This is a genomic window from Actinoplanes sandaracinus, from assembly GCF_030009775.1.
GTDB classification, from domain to species: Bacteria; Actinomycetota; Actinomycetes; order Mycobacteriales; family Micromonosporaceae; genus Actinoplanes; species Actinoplanes sandaracinus.
In genome coordinates, this window is the sequence record NZ_JASCTH010000025.1 from 31,582 (window position 1) to 49,229 (window position 17,648).

The 17,648-nt window shown below is 70.9% G+C and carries 16 protein-coding genes; 11 read left to right on the top strand and 5 right to left on the bottom strand.

Annotated features, from left to right (window positions below; genetic code table 11):
* Positions 1–43 precede the first annotated feature (43 nt).
* From QLQ12_RS32495 to QLQ12_RS32505, 3 genes are read right to left on the bottom strand one after another with little or no spacing between them, the layout of a single operon-like run.
* Entirely contained in the window at positions 44–1,690 is a 1,647-nt protein-coding gene (locus QLQ12_RS32495) for a glycosyltransferase family 4 protein (protein ID WP_282764367.1), read from the bottom strand.
* Positions 1,687–2,637: a hypothetical protein gene (locus QLQ12_RS32500; protein ID WP_282764368.1), complete on the bottom strand. Its 951-nt coding sequence runs from the start codon at positions 2,635–2,637 to the stop codon at positions 1,687–1,689. Before QLQ12_RS32500 ends, QLQ12_RS32495 begins: the two co-directional genes overlap by 4 nt.
* Before the next feature lie 19 nt (positions 2,638–2,656).
* The gene (locus tag QLQ12_RS32505; RefSeq protein WP_282764369.1) at positions 2,657–3,517 is read right to left on the bottom strand and encodes a class I SAM-dependent methyltransferase; all 861 of its coding nucleotides are present in this window, start codon (positions 3,515–3,517) and stop codon (positions 2,657–2,659) included.
* A gap of 272 nt (positions 3,518–3,789) precedes the next feature.
* On the opposite strand from QLQ12_RS32505, the gene QLQ12_RS32510 reads away from it, so the two are divergent.
* From QLQ12_RS32510 to QLQ12_RS32555, 10 genes are all read left to right on the top strand, one after another.
* The gene (locus QLQ12_RS32510) at positions 3,790–5,481 is read left to right on the top strand and encodes a carbamoyltransferase family protein (protein ID WP_282764370.1); all 1,692 of its coding nucleotides are present in this window, start codon (positions 3,790–3,792) and stop codon (positions 5,479–5,481) included.
* Positions 5,478–6,191 carry a hypothetical protein gene (locus QLQ12_RS32515; protein ID WP_282764371.1) on the top strand — a complete coding sequence of 238 codons (714 nt, stop codon included), beginning with the start codon at positions 5,478–5,480 and terminating at the stop codon, positions 6,189–6,191. Before QLQ12_RS32510 ends, QLQ12_RS32515 begins: the two co-directional genes overlap by 4 nt.
* Before the next feature lie 399 nt (positions 6,192–6,590).
* Positions 6,591–6,767: a hypothetical protein gene (locus tag QLQ12_RS32520; RefSeq protein ID WP_282764372.1), complete on the top strand. Its 177-nt coding sequence runs from the start codon at positions 6,591–6,593 to the stop codon at positions 6,765–6,767.
* 15 nt (positions 6,768–6,782) lie between these two features.
* A complete protein-coding gene (locus QLQ12_RS32525) occupies positions 6,783–6,965 on the top strand; it encodes a hypothetical protein (protein WP_282764373.1) in 183 nt (60 codons plus the stop codon).
* A gap of 49 nt (positions 6,966–7,014) precedes the next feature.
* A complete protein-coding gene (gene asnB / locus QLQ12_RS32530; protein ID WP_282764374.1) occupies positions 7,015–8,790 on the top strand; it encodes an asparagine synthase (glutamine-hydrolyzing) in 1,776 nt (591 codons plus the stop codon).
* Positions 8,787–9,665 (top strand): Os1348 family NHLP clan protein, encoded by an 879-nt coding sequence (locus QLQ12_RS32535; protein ID WP_282764375.1) that lies wholly within the window; start codon positions 8,787–8,789, stop codon positions 9,663–9,665. The genes asnB (QLQ12_RS32530) and QLQ12_RS32535 overlap by 4 nt, the downstream gene beginning before the upstream one ends.
* Positions 9,652–10,506: a DUF692 domain-containing protein gene (locus QLQ12_RS32540; protein ID WP_282764376.1), complete on the top strand. Its 855-nt coding sequence runs from the start codon at positions 9,652–9,654 to the stop codon at positions 10,504–10,506. Before QLQ12_RS32535 ends, QLQ12_RS32540 begins: the two co-directional genes overlap by 14 nt.
* Before the next feature lie 9 nt (positions 10,507–10,515).
* Complete coding sequence (locus QLQ12_RS32545; RefSeq protein WP_282764377.1) at positions 10,516–12,393, top strand: glycosyltransferase; 1,878 nt, start codon at positions 10,516–10,518, stop codon at positions 12,391–12,393.
* A gap of 9 nt (positions 12,394–12,402) precedes the next feature.
* Complete coding sequence (gene asnB, locus QLQ12_RS32550) at positions 12,403–14,244, top strand: asparagine synthase (glutamine-hydrolyzing) (RefSeq protein ID WP_282764378.1); 1,842 nt, start codon at positions 12,403–12,405, stop codon at positions 14,242–14,244.
* Positions 14,241–15,671, top strand: a complete 1,431-nt coding sequence (locus tag QLQ12_RS32555) for a methyltransferase (RefSeq protein WP_282764379.1) — start codon at positions 14,241–14,243, stop codon at positions 15,669–15,671. Before asnB (QLQ12_RS32550) ends, QLQ12_RS32555 begins: the two co-directional genes overlap by 4 nt.
* A 17-nt stretch (positions 15,672–15,688) precedes the next feature.
* Here the strand turns inward: QLQ12_RS32555 and QLQ12_RS32560 are convergent, their stop codons facing one another.
* Positions 15,689–15,931: a hypothetical protein gene (locus QLQ12_RS32560; RefSeq protein ID WP_282764381.1), complete on the bottom strand. Its 243-nt coding sequence runs from the start codon at positions 15,929–15,931 to the stop codon at positions 15,689–15,691.
* A gap of 494 nt (positions 15,932–16,425) precedes the next feature.
* Positions 16,426–16,578 (bottom strand): hypothetical protein, encoded by a 153-nt coding sequence (locus QLQ12_RS32565; protein WP_282764383.1) that lies wholly within the window; start codon positions 16,576–16,578, stop codon positions 16,426–16,428.
* A 259-nt stretch (positions 16,579–16,837) separates the two neighbouring features.
* Here QLQ12_RS32565 and QLQ12_RS32570 point away from each other — a divergent pair, with 259 nt between their 5' ends.
* Positions 16,838–17,548, top strand: coding sequence for a DUF4328 domain-containing protein (locus QLQ12_RS32570; protein ID WP_282764385.1), 711 nt, complete (start codon positions 16,838–16,840; stop codon positions 17,546–17,548).
* Positions 17,549–17,648 lie beyond the last annotated feature (100 nt).

Sequence of the window (17,648 nt, forward strand, 5' to 3'; positions counted from 1 at the left end):
CAGGCTCGTACCCCCGATTCTCGCCGACGGGCGGGCGAGATCGTCATGTCGAGGCGCCTGGTGTGATCGACAACAGGCCGTACTTGTGCAGCCAGAGCAGGTGGAAGGCCACCAGCCAGGGATCGCCGCCGTCGGCCAGCTCCGACATCAGCTCTCCGGCGAGTTCGCCCCGCGCCGCTCGCCGGAGGATCTGCGTCGCCACCTCGGCGGAGATCACCTCGGCCAGGGCGCTGTAGGGCTGGAGGGGCTCGGTCGACGTCAGCAGGCGTGCGCCCGACTCCGACGTGGTGACCAGGTCGTCCCGGCGCAACAAGCGGGTCGGGTAGGCCGCGAAGGCGGAGCGGAAGTTCAGCCGCGGCGGATCGTCGGGGTTGATGAGGCAGAGGTCCCGTTGCGATCTCAGCCCGGTCCAGAGGGCATCGTACTGTTCCACGACCCGGTCCCAGCTGAAGCGTTGGGCGTATGCCCGCGCCGCGTCGCCCAGCGTCCGGCGCAGCCGCGGCTGGTCGACCAGTCTGATCAGCCGGTCACAGAGCACGTCGAGGTCGGTGCCGACCGCCTGTGACGCCAGGTGCAGGTTGACGACGTTGTGGTAGAGCGGCGCGAGAGCGTCCAGCGACGGAAACGTGCCGAGCGCGGTGGTCGGAATCAGGTAGCCGGTGTGGCCGTCCGCCACCAGCGTCCGGAAGCCGCTCCAGTCGGAGGCCACGACCGGCAGTCCGGCGGCCGAGGCCTCGACGAGAGCCAGCCCGAACGTCTCCTGCACGTTGTCACCGAGCGCCACGAAGATGTCCGCCGCGCGGTACAGCGCCACCTTGTCGTCCTCCGCGGGGTTCTCCGCGAAATGCACCCGGTCCGCGATGCCGTGCTCGGCGGCCATCCGGCCCAGCATCCGTGGGTCCGCCTCCGCGCCGGTCGCCCCGGCCAGCACCAGATGAGCGCGGGCCGACGCCCGTTCGGCGACCCTGGCGAACGCGGCCAGCAGTGGACGCAGATCAGCCTTGGTCAGGTGCGAGAAGCGGGCCACCGACAGCAGCATCACCTCGTCACCGGGGATGCCGAGCCGTTCCCTGGCCTCCCGCCCGCCGGCGCCGAACCTGCCGACGTCGACCCCCAGGGGGATGACTGTGGTGGGCAGCGAGCATGCGCGCCCCAGCGAGCCGCCGACCGAGGCCACCATCGACCTCACGACGTCCTCGGCCATCTCGGTGGTGCACACCAGCCGGTCGTTGGGCTGCGGCCGGGCGAGCAGAGTGAGCAGCACCCACTCATGGAAGTTCGCGTACGACAGGCCGTGCGTCACGCCGGTGACGGCGAACGGCTGCCGCGCGATGCCGTTGCGGATGTACAGGCTGCGATACATGTGCTGGGTCAGCCGGTGCAGCACGTCGACCGGTTGCTCGCCGAACAGCGCCGGCAGGTCGGTGAGGCTCAGAATCTCGACGTCGTGGTCGAACTGCCCGCGCAGCAGATCCCAGCGGTCCGGCGTGCCGCGGATCAGCACGTGCGGCACGTCGGCGACCAGGCTTACCGTCATGTCGTGAGCACGCGCGTGCCGGAGCAGGGCTCGCGCGAAGCCCACGTTGGCGCTGCGCGCGCCGTTGGCGTTGCGCACGTCCTCCACGGAGGACAGCGCGTCCTCCGGGAAGAGCAGCGCGACGTGCAGTCGCGGGCCGGGTGTGGAGGTCACAGGCTGGACAGCTCGCAGTCCTCGGCGGGCGGCGCCGACAGGCTCTCGACGAGCCCGGTCCGCCGCAGTCGGTGGATCTCGTCCCATACCTCCCAGGGTCCGCTCCGGACCGCGTCGGCGATCGTCCGCACCCGGAAGACGCCGGGCTCGGCGAGCACCCGTTCCAAGATCTCCACCCGGTCGGCGCTCACCGTCCCGTGCCGTAACCGGCGAAGGAAGTCGGCGATCAACCGGGGATCGATGTCGGCCCGGATGCGGTACGGCCGCTGCCACAGCGTCCGCGGATCGACCACGAATCCGAAGGAGAGCGTCACCCTGCCGTCCGGACCGCCCACCTCGGGCGCCGAGTGGAGCAGCTCGGTCGGGTAGAAGGCCCACATCCCCCGGTCCGGCACGTCGAACTCGCGGTCGGCGATCACCGGGAGGCCACCCTTCGCGGGCCGGGCGAGCAGCACGTTGCAGCGCAGCAGCGGCATCAGCGTGCCGTCGATGGACAGCCGGGCGTCGCGGTGCGGATGTACGGAGCCGCCGGTCGTGACGTAGGCCAGGAACGATCCCTTGTAGGGGTCGTCACGCAGATGGTGCAGCCGCAAGCGATCGACCACCCGTTGCCGGATCCGCCAGAACTCCTCGGGGGGCGCCTCGGCCCGGTCGTCGCCGACCTCCGGGATCCACACCAGGTCGTCGTCGCCCGCCTCGCCCTCGGGCCGCCCCTGGCGGGTGAGTGCGGTCAGCTCGCGGTCGTGCGCGGCACGGTACGGCGTCAGGTGCCGCCCCGGGTCGATGGGGTTGTCGAGCAGCGCACCGGCCCGGTGCCGCTCGGCGGCCCAGGCCCGCACCAGCGCCTGCTCCTCCGGCGTCACGACCGAATCCACGACCAGCACCTCGTCCAGGCCGAGCGCCGCCGGCGCCGGCTCGATGTCATGCTCTGCGACTTCCGGTATCACCCGCACCAGATCCTTCCGGTCAGCTCCCGTCGGCGACGGCGAGGACGACGAACCAATGTGTACGGTGCTCGGCGCTCTCGTCGCAGCGCCGGTAGGCCTCATCGATGATCTCCAGGCGCTCCTCGTACGGCAGCGGGCGCAGCATGGTCAGCGCCTCGGAGAAGATCGGGACCGACATCCAGGCTCGCTGTTCCGCGACACTCAGCCGGTCTTCCACGAAGTGAGCCCGCGCCAGGTCGAATCCGGCGCGGCGCACGGCCTGACCCACCGCTTCGACGGTCAGTCCGGGGCCGGTGCCGTCGATGACGGCCCGGTCGGGCACGGCGCCCTTGCGCGCGGCCGCGATCGCGCACGCCCACTGCATCACCATCGGCATGCCGGGGGCCGGCACCCCGTCGGCCGGGACCAGCGCGAGGTTACGGGCGCCGATGTTGAAGGCGAAGCGCCCGCCGGGCCGGAGCAGGGTCCGGACCGCCCGGCAGGTGGCGGCGAGGTCGGTGTGCCAGATCGCGGAGTTGCAGACGACCGCGTCGACGCTGCCCGGCGCGACGTGACCGTCGATCTCCTCGGCCCGGGAGCGGACCCAGACGACCCGGGGCCCGGGCACCTCGTGGGCGGCGACGGCCAGCATGGCGGCGGACTTGTCGGCGGCGATCACCCGGCACCGCGGGGGGACCGCCGCGAGGAGTGTGCGGGTCGTGACGCCGGTGCCGCAGGCCAGGTCGACGACATCGCGCGCGGCGGCGACGCCGGCCGAGCGGACGAGAAGTTCGCTGGTTCGCCGGTACAGCGGGAAGTCGCGGGCGAAGGCCGCATACCGCTGCGCGTTGACCGGGTTCTCCCAGTCGACGTGATCGGGGCTCGTGCTCGTCGGGTTCATCGCTGACCTCGAAACGACGCCTGGCGTTCCTTGCGCACTGTACCCGTGCGCACACGCTCCGGCGCAGCCCCGATCGGGCGGGCAGCGACCGTCCACGGCATCGATTTGCCCAGCGCACCCGGCTTTGTGCCTTCCGGCGTCGGGTTGCGGACAACCCGCGGACACCGCCCGGATTGATGACGCCGGTCTATCGTGGCCTGATCGGCGGCGTGGCGCGCCGCGCCGGGAGCGACGCACCAATCCAGTCCGCGGAGGACGATGCCGTGTGGGTCATGGGAATCGCCTGTAGTCACAACTCGGCGGTGGCACTGGTCCGCGACGGGAGGGTCGTCGTCGCGGTGCAGACCGAGCGGCTGGTCCGGATCAAGCGGCATCCGTTCCGGATGAGCCGGATGCCGGTGGAGGCCGCCCGGGCGATCGCCTACTGTTTGCGGTACGCGGGAATCGATCTCCCCGACCTAGCCAAGATCGCCGTCTGTACGCCGTGGGCGGTGTCCGAACCCCGGTTCGACGTCGGCGGCGCCCTCGCCGGCCGGCTGCCCCCGTTCGTCACCGTCGCACACCACCTGGCCCATGCCGAGTACGCGTTGCACTACTCGCCGATGGAGCCGGGGCTGGTGGTCGTCTGCGACGGCAGCGGCACCTTCGAACGGGACAGGTCGTTGCTGGACATCCGGGACCGGACCGAAGGGGCGACGATTCATCGCCGCGGCGCGGCCAAGGAGTCCATCTCGGGGTACGCCTTCGACGGCGCGAACCTCCGTCTGGTGCACCGGATCGCCTACGGGCGGGCGCCGGGCGGGCCGCACCTGGCCGGCGTCGAGGACGAGGACCGGGCCGGGCTGCTGGAGAGCATGGGGCACCTCTGGCGGTGGGCCGCGCACTACTGCCACGGCAGTGTGCACGAGGCCGGGAAGGTGATGGGGCTGTCGCCGTTCGGCGATCCACAGGTGCACAGCGACCTGCGGACACTCCGGCTCGGCCGGGCCGGGCGGATGCTGCTGGACTTCCGCGGCCTGCTGGACCGCTGCCGCACCCCGAACCTCGAGAGCCGCGATGTCACCGGCGAGCGGCACTACGCGGACGTCGCGGCACACGTCCAGGCGGTGACCGACGATTTCCTTACCGACCTGTTCCGGTTCCTGCTGGATCGTGTTCCGGCCCGGCACGTCAGCTACGCCGGGGGCGTCGCGCTCAACGGGATCGCCAACGAGACGGTGCGTCGCCGGCTCGGGGTCGACCTGCACCTGGCCGGCTCGTGCGAGGACAACGGCACGGCCATCGGCGCCGCGCTCGCCGCTCATCACGCCGAGACCGGCGTACGCGTACCCGAACCGCCCACCGACTACCACGGCCGCGAGTACGGCCCCGCCGAGATCGCCGCCGCGGTGGGATCCGGCCGCCGGACCATGCGCCTGGCCGATGCGGAACTGCTGGATTACACGGCCGGAATGCTGGCCGCCGGCCGAGTGGTCGGCTGGTTCCAGGGCCGTGGCGAGTTCGGTCCGCGCGCCCTCGGCAACCGCAGCATCCTGGCCGACGCCCGGGACGCCGGGATGCAGGACCGCCTGAACCACCGTGTGAAGCACCGGGAGGCGTTCCGGCCGTACGCGCCCGCGGTTCTCGAGGAGCACGCCGGCAAGTACTTCGACCTCGCCGGGCCGTCGCCGATGATGCTGCGCGTCGTCCCGGTCACCACGGACGCTCTGCCGGCGGTCACGCACGTCGACGGCAGCGCTCGTGTGCAGACGGTCGCCCGGTCCCAGAATCCCCGGTTCTACGACCTGATCGCGGCGTTCCAGGCCCGCACCGGAGTCCCGGTGCTGCTGAACACCTCCTTCAACCGCGCCGGCGAGCCGATCGTCGAGACGCCGCACGACGCACTGGACACCTTCGACCGTACCGAGATGGACCTGCTGGTCCTGGGCAACACGGTCGTCACACGGAACAGAGACGCGACATGACCACTGACCTGAGCGTCGCGCAGCGGCTGGATCTGCTCGACGACCTCTACCAGCGGCTGCTCCGGGACCGCCCGGCGCAGGCCGACCTGTCCGGCCTGCGCGCCGATTACGAGCGTTCCGGCTTCGTCCAGGTGGCCGGCATGCTCGCCGCCGAACCGCTGGCCGAACTGGCCGACCACCTCCTCGCCCTGCTGTCGCCACTGGCGATGCGGGTCGAGATGCGCCACGAGGTCGACGAGGCCGGCGCCCGGCTGACCCACGGCCACCGGTTCGCCCGGTTCGACCCTGATTCCCTGGCGGACCCGCGGTTGCGCGGACAGATGAGCCAGTTGCTGGACCGGCTCGGCGTGACCGAGTTCGGCCGGTTGCTGGCCGATCGGCTCACACCGGTGGTCGGCGCCGTCGCCGGGCCGGTCCACTACCGCCGGATCTTCTTCAACCTCTACGCCGAGGGCGACTACATCGGACCGCACGACGATCGGCACATGGGCGATCGGCTGACCGTCTACTTCCCGGTGCCACGGGCCGCGCCGGGCGCGCTGCGGGTGCTCCGCGACGGCCACCTTCAATTGCGCTACGACGCGGTCGGCACGCTGAACATCCTCGGCCCGCGGATCTGGCACGACGTGCCGCCTCTGGTTCGTGACCGCTCGGGCGAGCCGCCGCGCCGGCTCAACCTGGTCCTCCGGTACGACCTCGCCGCCGGCTGACCCCCGCTCCGGATAGCGAAAATAGCCCCACACCCGTCGTTATCAGGTTCGAATTCTCTCATTGCAGAACTTCCCGAATCGGCCCGCGCCCTGCGCCCGGTGTGCCCGAAATTTTCCGCAAAAGTGACCCGGCGGCGGTCGGTTCGAGGACAGGTAACTGTCGTCCGGAAGACGCTGCGAACGAACTTCAGTCGCTTGTGGATGTCCCATTAACCGACCGGTGGAGACGGAATCCTGAAATGGATCTATGCACTCGAAGCTGACCATTGCTCTCGATCTTAGCTGGTGCAATAGTGAGCCAATCGGGCCACAGTTGAATTTCCCTGCGACGCCGCAGCGTGCCGATCATCGTGAGGTTGCGTCGACGTGGGCGCGGGCACCCTTCATTCGGAGGCAGCGATGACCACTGGGAACGAACCGAGCAATGTCCCCATCAAGGCGCCGGTCGAGAAAGTGCGCCTGGTTGACGAGGGCCGGGTCGAGATCACCTTCTTGATCGACGAGCTGGTCAAACGAATCGACATCGACCAACTTCGTCCGCTGGACTCCTGCGGCGGCTGCGACAGCTGTAACTGAGAGGGGAGAGCGATCATGGCCGGCGAGGAGAAGTTCGAACGGGCCGCTGAGGCCAAGGAAGCGCGCGTCGTACTGGAGGACACCGGGCGGATGACGGTCCAGTTCCGCGTGGAGGACCTGCTGCGCCTGCTGGAGCCGGGCGGCGATCTCGCCGCGCATTGCAGCGGCTGTGATGGCTGCATGGGCTGCTCGATGTAATGGCGGAACTGCATGGGCCGCTCGAGGTGACGACGGAACCGTCGGCCGCATGTGCGGGATAGCGGGCGTGCTGGGCGCCGGCGACCAGAGGGCGATCACGGAGATGATCGCGGCGCTGGAGCATCGCGGCCCGGACGGCGCCGGCCGGCGGATCCGCAGTGGTGTCCACCTCGCGGCGGCCCGGCTGGCGATCATCGATCCGGCCGCGGGCCCGCAGCCCGTCTCCGGTCACGGGGACACCGCGGCGGTGGTGTTCAACGGCGAGATCTACAATCACGGGCCTCTTCGCGCGGAGTTGCGAAGCCGGGGGCACGTTTTCGTCACGGGCACCGACACCGAGGTGGTCCTCCATTCGTACGAGGAGTGGGGGGAGGATTGTCCCCATCATTTGAGCGGGATGTTCGCGTTCGCCGTCGACGACGGGCGCCGCGTATTCCTCGCCCGTGACCGGCTCGGCATCAAACCGCTGTACTACGCCATTCTGGAGGGTGGGCGGCGGTTCGCTTTCGCGTCCGAGATCAAGGCCTTCCTTCGCATTCCGGGATACCGCCCGGAGCTGGACTTCCAGGCTTTTTCCGACGCTCGGCTGATCGGTCACCCGGTGGGCGACAGGACATATTTCTCCGGCATCCGGAAACTGCCGCCCGGCCACACCCTGATCGTCGGCTACGACGACGGCTGGCTCGACACGGCGCAGCCGCGGCCGTACCACCGCCGCGTGCCGGCCCGGGAGCCGATGCCGTACCCCGAGGCGGAAGCACTGCTGGAGGCCGCACTCGCGGCCGCGGTCGAGCGGCACCTCGCGGCGGACGTGGAGGTGGGCCTCACCCTCTCCGGCGGGCTGGACTCGACGCTGCTCGCGCTCTTCGCGGCGGAGCAGCGGGACACCCCGCTACGAACCTTCACCGCCGCCGACCACGCCGATCACCCGGACGTCGTCCAGGCCGGCCATGTCGCCCGGCTCATCGGTGGCACCCACCATGTCACGCTGCCCACCTTCGACGAGTTCCTCGGCGCGATCCCCGCCTACGTCGCGGCCAACGAACAACCCAGCAGCCTGCACGGGTTGCCCTTCTTCCTCGGGTGCCGGCAGATAGCCGGGCACGTGAAGGCCTGCCTGCACGGTGAAGGGGCGGACGAGCTGTTCGGTGGCTACTCCGTGTACCTGGACCGCGCGCGCCACCTCAGGCGGATCCGAGCCCGGCTCGCCACCTTCGACGGGCTCGCGGCCAGGCCCGGCCCGCGCGCCCTGGAGACGGTGCGGAGGCTGGTCACCGCCGACGGATTCGACGACTACCTGACGGAGTTGCTCGACCTCAACCTCACCGACCAGCTCGAACGCAATCACCTGGACCCGGTGGACCAGTGCGGGATGGCGGCCGGGCTGGAGCTGCGGGTGCCGTACCTCGACGACGACCTGGTGGCGCTGACTGGCCGGTTGCCGGTCGGCTTCCTGGTCCGCGCCGACCTCGGTATCCGCAAGTACATCCTGCGGCGCCTGGCGTTGCGGCGATTCGGCGACTCGGTCACCGACGTCGTGCTGCGGGAGAAGCTCGGCGTGCCGTCCTCCGGCGCCCGGTTCCTGGCTCGTTTCGCCGGTCTCTGCGACGACCTGCTGCCGCCCTCCTACCTCGCGTCGCATCCGCTCGGCGCCGGTTTCGCGACCAAGCACGCGCTGGTGATCTTCGAGATGTTCTTCGAGACGTTCTTCGTGCACCGAGGCGACCCGGCCGGCATCGGCACCGTGACGGACTTCCTGTCGGGCGCCCGGGCCGGCCGGAGAAGCGCCCTGGCCGGTTACGGACTGGAGGAGATGCCCGCGTGACCACCTCTGAACTCCAGGCGTGCCTCGCCCGGCTCTACGTCGACGACGCGTTCCGCGAGCTGTTCCTGCGCTGGCCCGAGGCCGCCTTGCAGGGCTATGAGCTGGACCCCGTCGAGGACCGCGCGGTGCGCGGCCTCGACGTCGCGGCTCTGCGGTTCTTCGCGGCGTCGCTGCGCAACAAACGGGTGAAACGATTCCGCCACGCCTATCCCGCCCTGTTCGCGCTCGGCCATCCGCACGTGGACCGGCTCGCCGCCCGCTATCACCAGGTCTGCGGCGACGACGGGCGGCTCGGCATCCATGAGGACATCCTGGCCTTCGGCCGGTTCATCGAGCGTTGCGCCGCGGGCGACGACATCCTTCCGCCGTACGTCAGTGACCTCGCCCGCTTCGAGCGGCACTACTACGCCGCGTCGGCCGAGGTGGCACCCGCGGTCCGGCCCGCCGGCGCCCTGGACGAGGAATCCCGCCCGGCCCGTCACCCCGGGATCCGGATGGTCACCTTCGATCACGACGTGGTGGCCATCGAGGAGGCCGTCACCTCCGGACGGAAACCCTCCGAGGAGGCGTCGGCCGGCGGGTACCCGATCGTGTTCCGGCATCGCACGCCGGACGCCCCGCACGGCATGGTCCGGATCAACACCCCGACCGCCGCGGTCGTCGACGCCTGCGACGGAACCCGGCCGATGCCGGCTGTCGTCGACCACGTGCGGTCCCGCCTCGGCATCGCCGACGATCTGACCACGCCGGTCACCGAGACGGTCATCCGGTTGCTCGACCGCGGCGTCCTGACGCCCGTTCCGCTCGACGGCTCACGCGACACCGCCCCGGCAGAGGTCCTGGTAGCAGATTGGGTCCACGATGAGAGCTTCTGATCCACTGGCGCGAATTCCCTACCTTGGCTCCGGGCTCGGCTATCGGCGTCAGATACGCGACGCGATCCGGGCCGCCACGGACGAGATCGACTTCCTGGAGATCGTGACCGAGCAGTTCATGGGCAGCACCGACAAGGACGGCGAGCTGGCCGAGATCTGCGAACGGTTCACCGTCATCCCGCACGGGGTCGGCCTCTCGATCGGCTCGGCGGCCCCGTTGGACAGCGACTATCTGGAACGTGTCCGGCGGGTCAGCGACCGCACCGGCTGCCCCTACTACAGCGAGCACCTGGCGCTGACCCAGGTGCCCGGCATCGACATCGGCCACCTGTCTCCGCTGTGGTTCACCGAGCCGGCGCTGGCCTGCACGATCCGCAACGTACGCCGGGTGCAGGATCTGCTCGGCAAGCCGCTGGTGCTCGAGAACGTGACCTACCAGTTCGACATCCCCGAGGCGCAGATGAGTCAGGCCGAGTTCTTCGGCCGCCTGGTCGACGCCACGGACTGCGGCATTCTGCTCGACGTCACCAACCTCCACATCAACTCGGTGAACCATCATTTCGACCCGATCGCGTTCCTCGCCGAGATGCCCGTCGAGCGGATCGTGCAGATCCACCTCGCCGGCGGCTTCTGGAGCGACGGGATCCTGGTCGACGGCCACAGCGAGCAGGTGCACCCGGAGGTCTGGGAACTGCTCGCCCACCTGACCGGGCTGGTCGACCTGCGGGGCAGCATCCTGGAGCACGACGACAACTTCCCGGACGATCCCGGTGTGCTGTTCCAGCAGGTCGCCCGGGCCCGCGAGATGATCAGCCGCGGCCGTGCCCGCGTCCAGGCCTGAGGCCGCCGCATGCGCATCTGCTTCGTCGGGAAATACCCGCCGATCGAGGGCGGGGTCAGCACGTCGACCTACTGGATGGTGCGCGGACTGGCGCAGCTGGGCCATGACGTGCACGTGGTCACCAACGCCGGGGAGGTCGAGGACGCGTACCGGATGACGTTCGAGGACGACGACGCGCCCTGGTACCAGCCCGCGTTCCCGCCACCGGGCGGTCGCGTGGTGGTCCGCAGCGTTCAGCCGTTCAGCCGGGTGTCGATGCGGCACATCCCCTCGGCCAACCCGTACGTCAGCCGGCTCGCCGCCGCCGCCACCGACGTCGTCCGCGCGAACGACTGCGACGTGGTGCTCGCGTACTACCTGGAGCCGTACGCGGTGGCGGCGTCGATGGCCGCGACCTGGACCGGCCGGCCGCTGATCATCCGGCACGCCGGCAGCGATCTCGACCGGCTGTTCCGGATACCCGACCTGGCCACGACCTACCGCGAGGTCCTGACCCGAGCCGATGCCGTCGTGACACGGCGGCCGTTGCTGGCCCGGTTCCGGGGGCTGGGCGTGCCGGTTGAGCGGCTCTACGAGGCGCCGGCGTACGCGGTGCCGCGCGAGGTGTTCCATCCGGCCGTCGCCCCGCTGGACCTGCCCATCGCCGGGACGCCGACGATCGGGATCTACGGCAAGGTGGGCGGCCCCAAGGGGACCCTCGACCTGATCGACGCCCTCGGCCGGCTGGCCCGCGAGGGGCTCGACTTCCACGTCGCGGCGATGATCGGATCCGGGCAGGCACGGCGGCTGGAGAGCGCGGTCCGCGACGCCGGGATCACCGGCCGCGTCCACGTGCTGCCGCTGCTGCCGAATTGGAAGGTGCCCCGCTTCATCCGCGCCTGTACCGCGGTCTGCTTCCTGGAACGCGACTTTCCCGTCGTCATTCACGGTCCGATCGTCCCGCGCGAGGTTCTCGCCTGCGGGACCTGTCTGGTGCTGTCCGGCGAGATCGCCGCCAAGCAGCGCCGCACCGATCTTGTGCACGGCGAGAACGTGCTGCTCGTGGACGACCCGAAGAATCGCGAGGACCTCGCGGCGACGCTACGGCGGGTGATCACCCGGCCCGCCGAGGCGGCGGCGATCGGCGCCCGGGCCGCCGGCCTTCCGGACGGCGACACCGACCATTCCCGATACGTACGGTCCTGGGAGAAGATCCTCCTCGAGGTGCTCAACGGAGTGCCACCCGCGGCCCGTCCCGCGGACGCGGCCATGGACCTGCTGCCCCCGGGCCTGGTCGCCCGCATCGACCCCGACCTGCGGCCGTCGCCGCGGGAGTCCGACATCACCACGGCCATCGATCTGTGTGAACGCGCGGCCGAGCGGCTGGGCGAGCGGCCGCCGGATGCACGGCGCGACACCCTCATCGAGGCGCTGCGTTACCAGCGTGCCAGGTTGCGCGCGCGGCACCACCCGGCCCGTCGCGACGGCCCGCCCTTCCCCGCGGTCGATGCCCTGGGGGGATTGTCCGTCACCGCGGAGGCGGTCGGCGCGCTGCGGCCGATCCGTGGCAACCACCTGTGGATCGAGACGTTCGAGCGGCCGGTCGCCGAACTGCTGACCCGCTGGAGCGCCGGCGTCGACGGCGAGACGGTCGCGCCCGAGCCGTCGACCGTGCTCTTCCTGCGCAGACCCAACCTCAGCCCCTGCGAGCTGGCGATCAATGACGAGACGCGCCGCCTGGTGGACGTGTGCGACGGTTCCCGCACCACGTCCGAGGTGCTGGCCGCGCTGCCGGAGGCCGCGCCGGAGGCGGTGCTGGCGGCGCTCGGGCGGCTCTACACCGCCAGCGTGATCATCTTCGCTGACTTCCGGCCCGGGTGGGGCTGGACCGGCGGGCCCCGGGACTAGGTGAGGCGCATGTGTGGGCTGGCGGGGCGCGCGTCGACCGACGTACTCGGTCCCGAGAGCCTGTCCGTCCTGCATGCGGCCGGCCGCTTTCTCGCGCCGCGCGGCCCGGACGACCAGGTGATCGTTCGCCGCCCGCATTTCGAGATCGTGTTCCGGCGGCTCGCCGTCAACGACCTCACGGCCGGTCGGCAGCCCTTCACCGGTGACGGCGGCCGGATCGTGGTGGCGGTCAACGGGGAGATCTACAACCACCGGGAGCTGATGGAGCGGCTGCCCGGCCCGGGCCCGCGGACACGCTCCGACTGCGAGGTGGTCCTGCACCTCTACCGGCACCTCGGCACCGGCTTCCTGCCGCTGCTCAACGGCATCTTCGCGATCGCGGTGTGGGACGAGCGGAACCGGCGGCTGATCCTGGCCCGGGACCGCCTCGGCGTGAAACCCCTCTACCACGCGAGCGTGGGGCGGAGCATCCTGTTCGGCTCCGAACTCAAGGCGGTGCTGGCCTATCCCGGGGCGCCGCGCACCCTGGACTGGCAGGCGCTGCGGCACGTGCCCAACGCCGCGTTCCCGTTCCCGCGTCCGGGTGCCGCCCCGGTCTCCACCGGCGTCCACGGGGTGTCGTTCGTGGAGCCCGCCACCTGGGTCGAGTGGTGCGACGGCGTCACCCGCGCCCACCGCTACTGGCGGCCGGCCGAGCCCGAGGACACCCTGGCCGATCCGGTCGGGCGGTACGCGGACCTTCTGGACGACAGCGTGCGGCTCGAACTCATGAGCGACACGCCGGTCGGGATCTTCGTCAGCGGCGGCCTGGACTCCAGCCTGCTGCTCGCCACCGCGGCGCGCCGGGCCCCCGATCTGGAGGCGTACACCCTGGTCGAGCCGTCGATTCGGGGAACTGGTGACATCGAGGCCGCCGCGGACCTGTGCCGTCAGCTCGGCGTGGCGCACCACATGGTCCGCGTCGACCAGGCGGCGCTCGAGGAGACCGTCGCGTTCGATCTCGCGATGCTCGAACACTTCGTCTGGATCATGGACTTTCCGGTCTTCGACCCCGAGTTCCTCGTCAAGCACGAGCTGCACCGGCGGCTCAAGACGGTCCGCCCGGAGTCGAAGGTCGTGTTGCTGGGACAGGGTGCCGACGAGTTCGCGGGCGGGTACTCCACGCTCGGCTTCCAGGACTGGCCTCAGTGGTGCGCGCACAACCGCCGGCTGCTGCACGAATCGTTGCTCGGCGAGCTGGGGATGCCCGACGTCTACCGGCCTCTGGTCTCGGAGCGTTCGACCGAGGAACGGGGGGCGCGGGCCACCGGGGCGCACGAAGCGTGGCAGGTGATCGGCGCGAGCGACCTGGCCGCGTACAACCTGTGGCACGAGGACCGGACGGCGGCCGCCAACGGGGTCGAGGCGCGGGTGCCTTACCTGGACCATCGGATCGTCGACCTGCTCTGCTCGGTGCCCCGCGAGCGCCATGCCGAGCTGTTCTTCGACAAGGAGATCATGCGCCGGGCCGCCGGGCGTCACCTCGCCGAGCGGTTCACCCGCCGTCCGAAGGTCCCGCTGTTGCCCGAGGCCGCCCCGGCGGCGGCGCTCGTCCGGCGCCTTGCCACCGGCGCCTTCGCCGAATTCCGGGAGAGGTACCTCGATTCCGGCCGGTCCCTGTTCGCGCCGGCGGCCATGGCCGAGCTGCACCGGCTGGCGACCGGCTCGCCGATGGCGGACCGGGCCGGCTACCTGCTTCTGCGATGCATGGCGATCAGCGTGTTCGATCGGATCTGTGACGGCGTGAGCGATCCGGCGTTCGAGCCGCCGGTGCTCCATCGCCACGCCGAGCCGCTCGCGGTCGCCGCATGACCGGCCCGTTGCCCTCGACGGCCGGGCTGGAACGGGTCGACGCGCGGTGGTGGAGGGCTTTGGGCGACCGGCTCCGGCTGAACGGCCCGACTCCGCGGTGGCTCGCGTCGATGTGGCAGGACCGGACCGTGACGTACGAGGGATTGCAGTGGCCGGTCCGGTTGTGGCGGGCCCGCACGGTCGACGATCCGGCGGCCCGGATCTACCGGATGTTCTGCCTCCGCGACCCGGTACGCCTCGATCAGGCGGCGGACACGCTGGGCGCCGCGATGGTGGCCGGGGCTCTGGACTGCGGCCTTCTGTGCCGGGCCCGCGACGACCACGTGGTCTCCCGGTTCGACCTGCGCTTCTTCCACGGCTTGTGGGTGCTCTGCGACGATCTCGGTCTCGGCGGCGACGCGGTCTTCGGGACCGGGGCCGGCGACGACGCCTTCCCCGGCGTGGTGCCGGCCCGTCTGGTGACCGGCGGCTCGACCGCCGACAGCGCCGTTGATGTCGGTTGTGGGGCCGGCGCGATCGCCCTGTGGATGAGCCGGTTCGCACGCCGGGTGCTGGCGACCGACATCAATCCGCGCGCGCTCGGCTTCGTCCGGTGGAACGCGGCCCTGAACGGCATCGGCAACGTCGAGGTCGTCGCCGGGGACCTGCTCGCACCGCTCGGCGCCGAGCGGTTCGACCTGCTGGTCGCACAACCGCCGTTCGTCCCCCGGCCGCCGGACGCCACCCCGGCGACGTACCGGCTCGGTGGGCCTCTCGGCACCGAACTGCCGCACCGGGTGCTCGCCGCCGCCGGCCGGCACCTCACCCCGCACGGCCGGGCCGCTGTCGTCTTCGAGCACCCCGTCCGCCAGTCTGCCCCCGTAGCGCTGCCCGACCTGGCGGGCGCCGGGCGGCGCGCCCTGGTGCTCCTCGGCGACGAGGTCGACGCCGACGCCTACAGCGTCCGCTACGCGCTGCCGGCACTGCGACAACGCGACCCGGCCGGGTTCGAGCACGATGTCGGCGAGATGCGGCAGCACCTGCACTCCGCGGGGATCCGCGGGGTACGGCCGGCGGTCGGCGTCGTCGAATCGGCCGACGGTCGCGCCTGGACCGACGTGGCGCAGCTCGACGGGCCACTGTGGAACCGGTTAGCGCCGGGCGCGGCCGACCGGCTCCTGGCCGGCCACGACCTGCTGCACTCGGGCTCGGCGCGGCGGGCCTGGCTGCCCGCGGGCAGCACGGTGCTCCGGTCACCCGCGGAGGACCACGTCACGCTGCTTCTCGCGGCCGGCGTACCGAGTCGCGTGCTCCGCCTCACCCGAGCGGAATGGGCGGTTCTGGAGCGGATGCGGGAGGGGGAGACCGTACGTCTGACGTCCGGCGCTCCCCCGGAGGAGCTCGCTCTCCTGGCCCGCCTGCTACGTGCCGGTCTCGTCGAACCGTGACATCGCGGGGCCTCGCTTCAGCGACGGCGTGGCATGGCCCTCGCCTTGGCCCGCCGGGCCGGGGTCGCCGGGGCGGCCACCGTGCCCGCGGTCTGCGCTCGGGGACGGCTGGTGTGCGCGCTGGTGTCCGGCCTGGCCGCCACGCGGGCCAGCACGTCGTCGCCGGGGCGGGCGGCGATGTGGAAGTGCGAGGCTTTCACCGGATTCAGGTCTCCGCCCCAGGCGACCGTGCCCTCACCGTCGAGGAGGATGTCTCGCACGATCTCCACCTGGTGCAGCGCTTCTGCGCGGCGTGCAGAGGATGTCGGCGAGGCCGGTCCAGGGCGCCGCGGGATCGATCGTCGAGTTCGGCTGGGCATACATGAGGAGATGGCCGGGGCAGTCGGTGTCGTACTCGTGCTGGTGCGGGAAGATCCTGTGCCCGGTCCTTGTCGGGGCTTCCTCGCGCAGGTGCTGGATCAGCATCCGCATCGACCGCAACATCGGCTCAGGAGCGGTCTCGTCTCCCCGCAGCAGACCGAGGATGGAGTAGAAGCCGGCGTTTCTCCCGAATCCGTCGATCTTGGGTGCGGTGCCGCCGTTCGCTGACCCCCGGCATGTAACCGCGGCCCTGATAGATCTCGCCGTGCGGGCAGACGGCGAAGTTGTAGGCGATGTCTCCTTCGTAGTCGGAGTCGCCCCAGTGATTCTGATAGACGTTTACTATGTCCCGTCGGCAATCCTCTTCATTGTTGTACGGACCGTTGATGATCGGCTATTTGTTGCCGCGGTAATGAATGAAGACGCCGGCGACCGGATTCCATTCGTTGGTGTTCTCCGGCTGCGGATCCCTCGCCGCGTGACCCGGCGACTTCTCGTCGGTGACGTACTGGGCCCACGTCGCACGTCTGTTGATCGTGACAGGCAATGCTTCCTCGTTTCATCGCGGGATGGGAGAGGTGCCGACTCAGGGGCCGGGAAGGGCACGGCCGTCGGCCCCGCCCCTCCACCGTGTACGCCGAACCCCCGCAGCGGCGCTCACGAGATCGACGATCGTCGAACAGCTTCCTCGGGTCGAGGGCTCCGATGTGGTACGGCACCGGAAAGTCTCGCTGATCCGCGGTGCGGCAGACGCTCCTCGGCCACGCGCCCCAAGGGGGGAGCACCCGGGTGATATCCATGTGGGAATGAACGCGTCACTGGGGAGCTCCGCTGCCGGCGTGCCGGCCCCGTGGCCGGCGGCCCGGCTCGCCATGGCCGGTATGCGAGCGTGTGCCGTCATCACCGTGATCGACTTGTTGCTGGTGGGTGCGAAGTACGAGGACCGGGTCGGATGGGTGACGCACGATGCCCCCGCCGTGGCCGTGCTGGGGTTCCTGGCCGCCCTCATCGAGCTGGCGGCGCCGCTGAACACTGTTCTCGTGGCGACCGGAATTCTCTGGGCCCTCACCGCGCTGGCCACTGCCGTCGCTTTCCTCGTTTGGCTCGTGCGGGCCGCGCGCAATGCCGACCGGTTGAACGGACGGCCGCGCCGGGCACACGGATGGGCGATCGGTGGCTGGCTGATTCCGGTGGCCAACCTGGTGATCCCGTACCGGGTGGTGCAGGGGGTGAACGCGGCGAGCGCCGCCGGACCGGGCCCGGAGCCCGCACCGGTCGGCCGGTGGTGGGCGGCGCTGCTCGTCACCTTCCCGCTCGTGGTGGCCGGCGCCGTCTGTCGCGAGGGGGTCGTCGGCTATGAGATCGGCGGTCAACAGCTGCGCGATACGCGCGTCCTCGCCTACCTGCTGTGGGCGGTCGCAGCGGCGGCGGTGTGGTACTCGGCGGCGCTCGGCAGGAAGGTCGTGCGGCGCATCACCGAGGCGCAGGCGACCCGGACGCACCAGAGCGCCGGATGAGCCACTGAGCGCAGGGGAGGACGTCGGCCCAGGTCGGGAGCTCGGTCGCGTCCGGGGTGATCCGGCGAGCCGGGCCGGATCGGCGGATCGCCTATCGTCT

What these genes read in the sequence shown, in the direction of transcription:
- QLQ12_RS32505 (WP_282764369.1), bottom strand. Translation starts at nt 3,517, where the DNA reads ATGAACCCGACGAGCACGAGCCCCGATCACGTCGACTGGGAGAACCCG.
- QLQ12_RS32510 (WP_282764370.1), top strand. Translation starts at nt 3,790, where the DNA reads ATGGGAATCGCCTGTAGTCACAACTCGGCGGTGGCACTGGTCCGCGAC.
- QLQ12_RS32515 (WP_282764371.1), top strand. Translation starts at nt 5,478, where the DNA reads ATGACCACTGACCTGAGCGTCGCGCAGCGGCTGGATCTGCTCGACGAC.
- QLQ12_RS32520 (WP_282764372.1), top strand. Translation starts at nt 6,591, where the DNA reads ATGACCACTGGGAACGAACCGAGCAATGTCCCCATCAAGGCGCCGGTC.
- QLQ12_RS32525 (WP_282764373.1), top strand. Translation starts at nt 6,783, where the DNA reads ATGGCCGGCGAGGAGAAGTTCGAACGGGCCGCTGAGGCCAAGGAAGCG.
- asnB (WP_282764374.1), top strand. Translation starts at nt 7,015, where the DNA reads ATGTGCGGGATAGCGGGCGTGCTGGGCGCCGGCGACCAGAGGGCGATC.
- QLQ12_RS32540 (WP_282764376.1), top strand. Translation starts at nt 9,652, where the DNA reads ATGAGAGCTTCTGATCCACTGGCGCGAATTCCCTACCTTGGCTCCGGG.
- QLQ12_RS32545 (WP_282764377.1), top strand. Translation starts at nt 10,516, where the DNA reads ATGCGCATCTGCTTCGTCGGGAAATACCCGCCGATCGAGGGCGGGGTC.
- asnB (WP_282764378.1), top strand. Translation starts at nt 12,403, where the DNA reads ATGTGTGGGCTGGCGGGGCGCGCGTCGACCGACGTACTCGGTCCCGAG.
- QLQ12_RS32555 (WP_282764379.1), top strand. Translation starts at nt 14,241, where the DNA reads ATGACCGGCCCGTTGCCCTCGACGGCCGGGCTGGAACGGGTCGACGCG.
- QLQ12_RS32570 (WP_282764385.1), top strand. Translation starts at nt 16,838, where the DNA reads ATGAACGCGTCACTGGGGAGCTCCGCTGCCGGCGTGCCGGCCCCGTGG.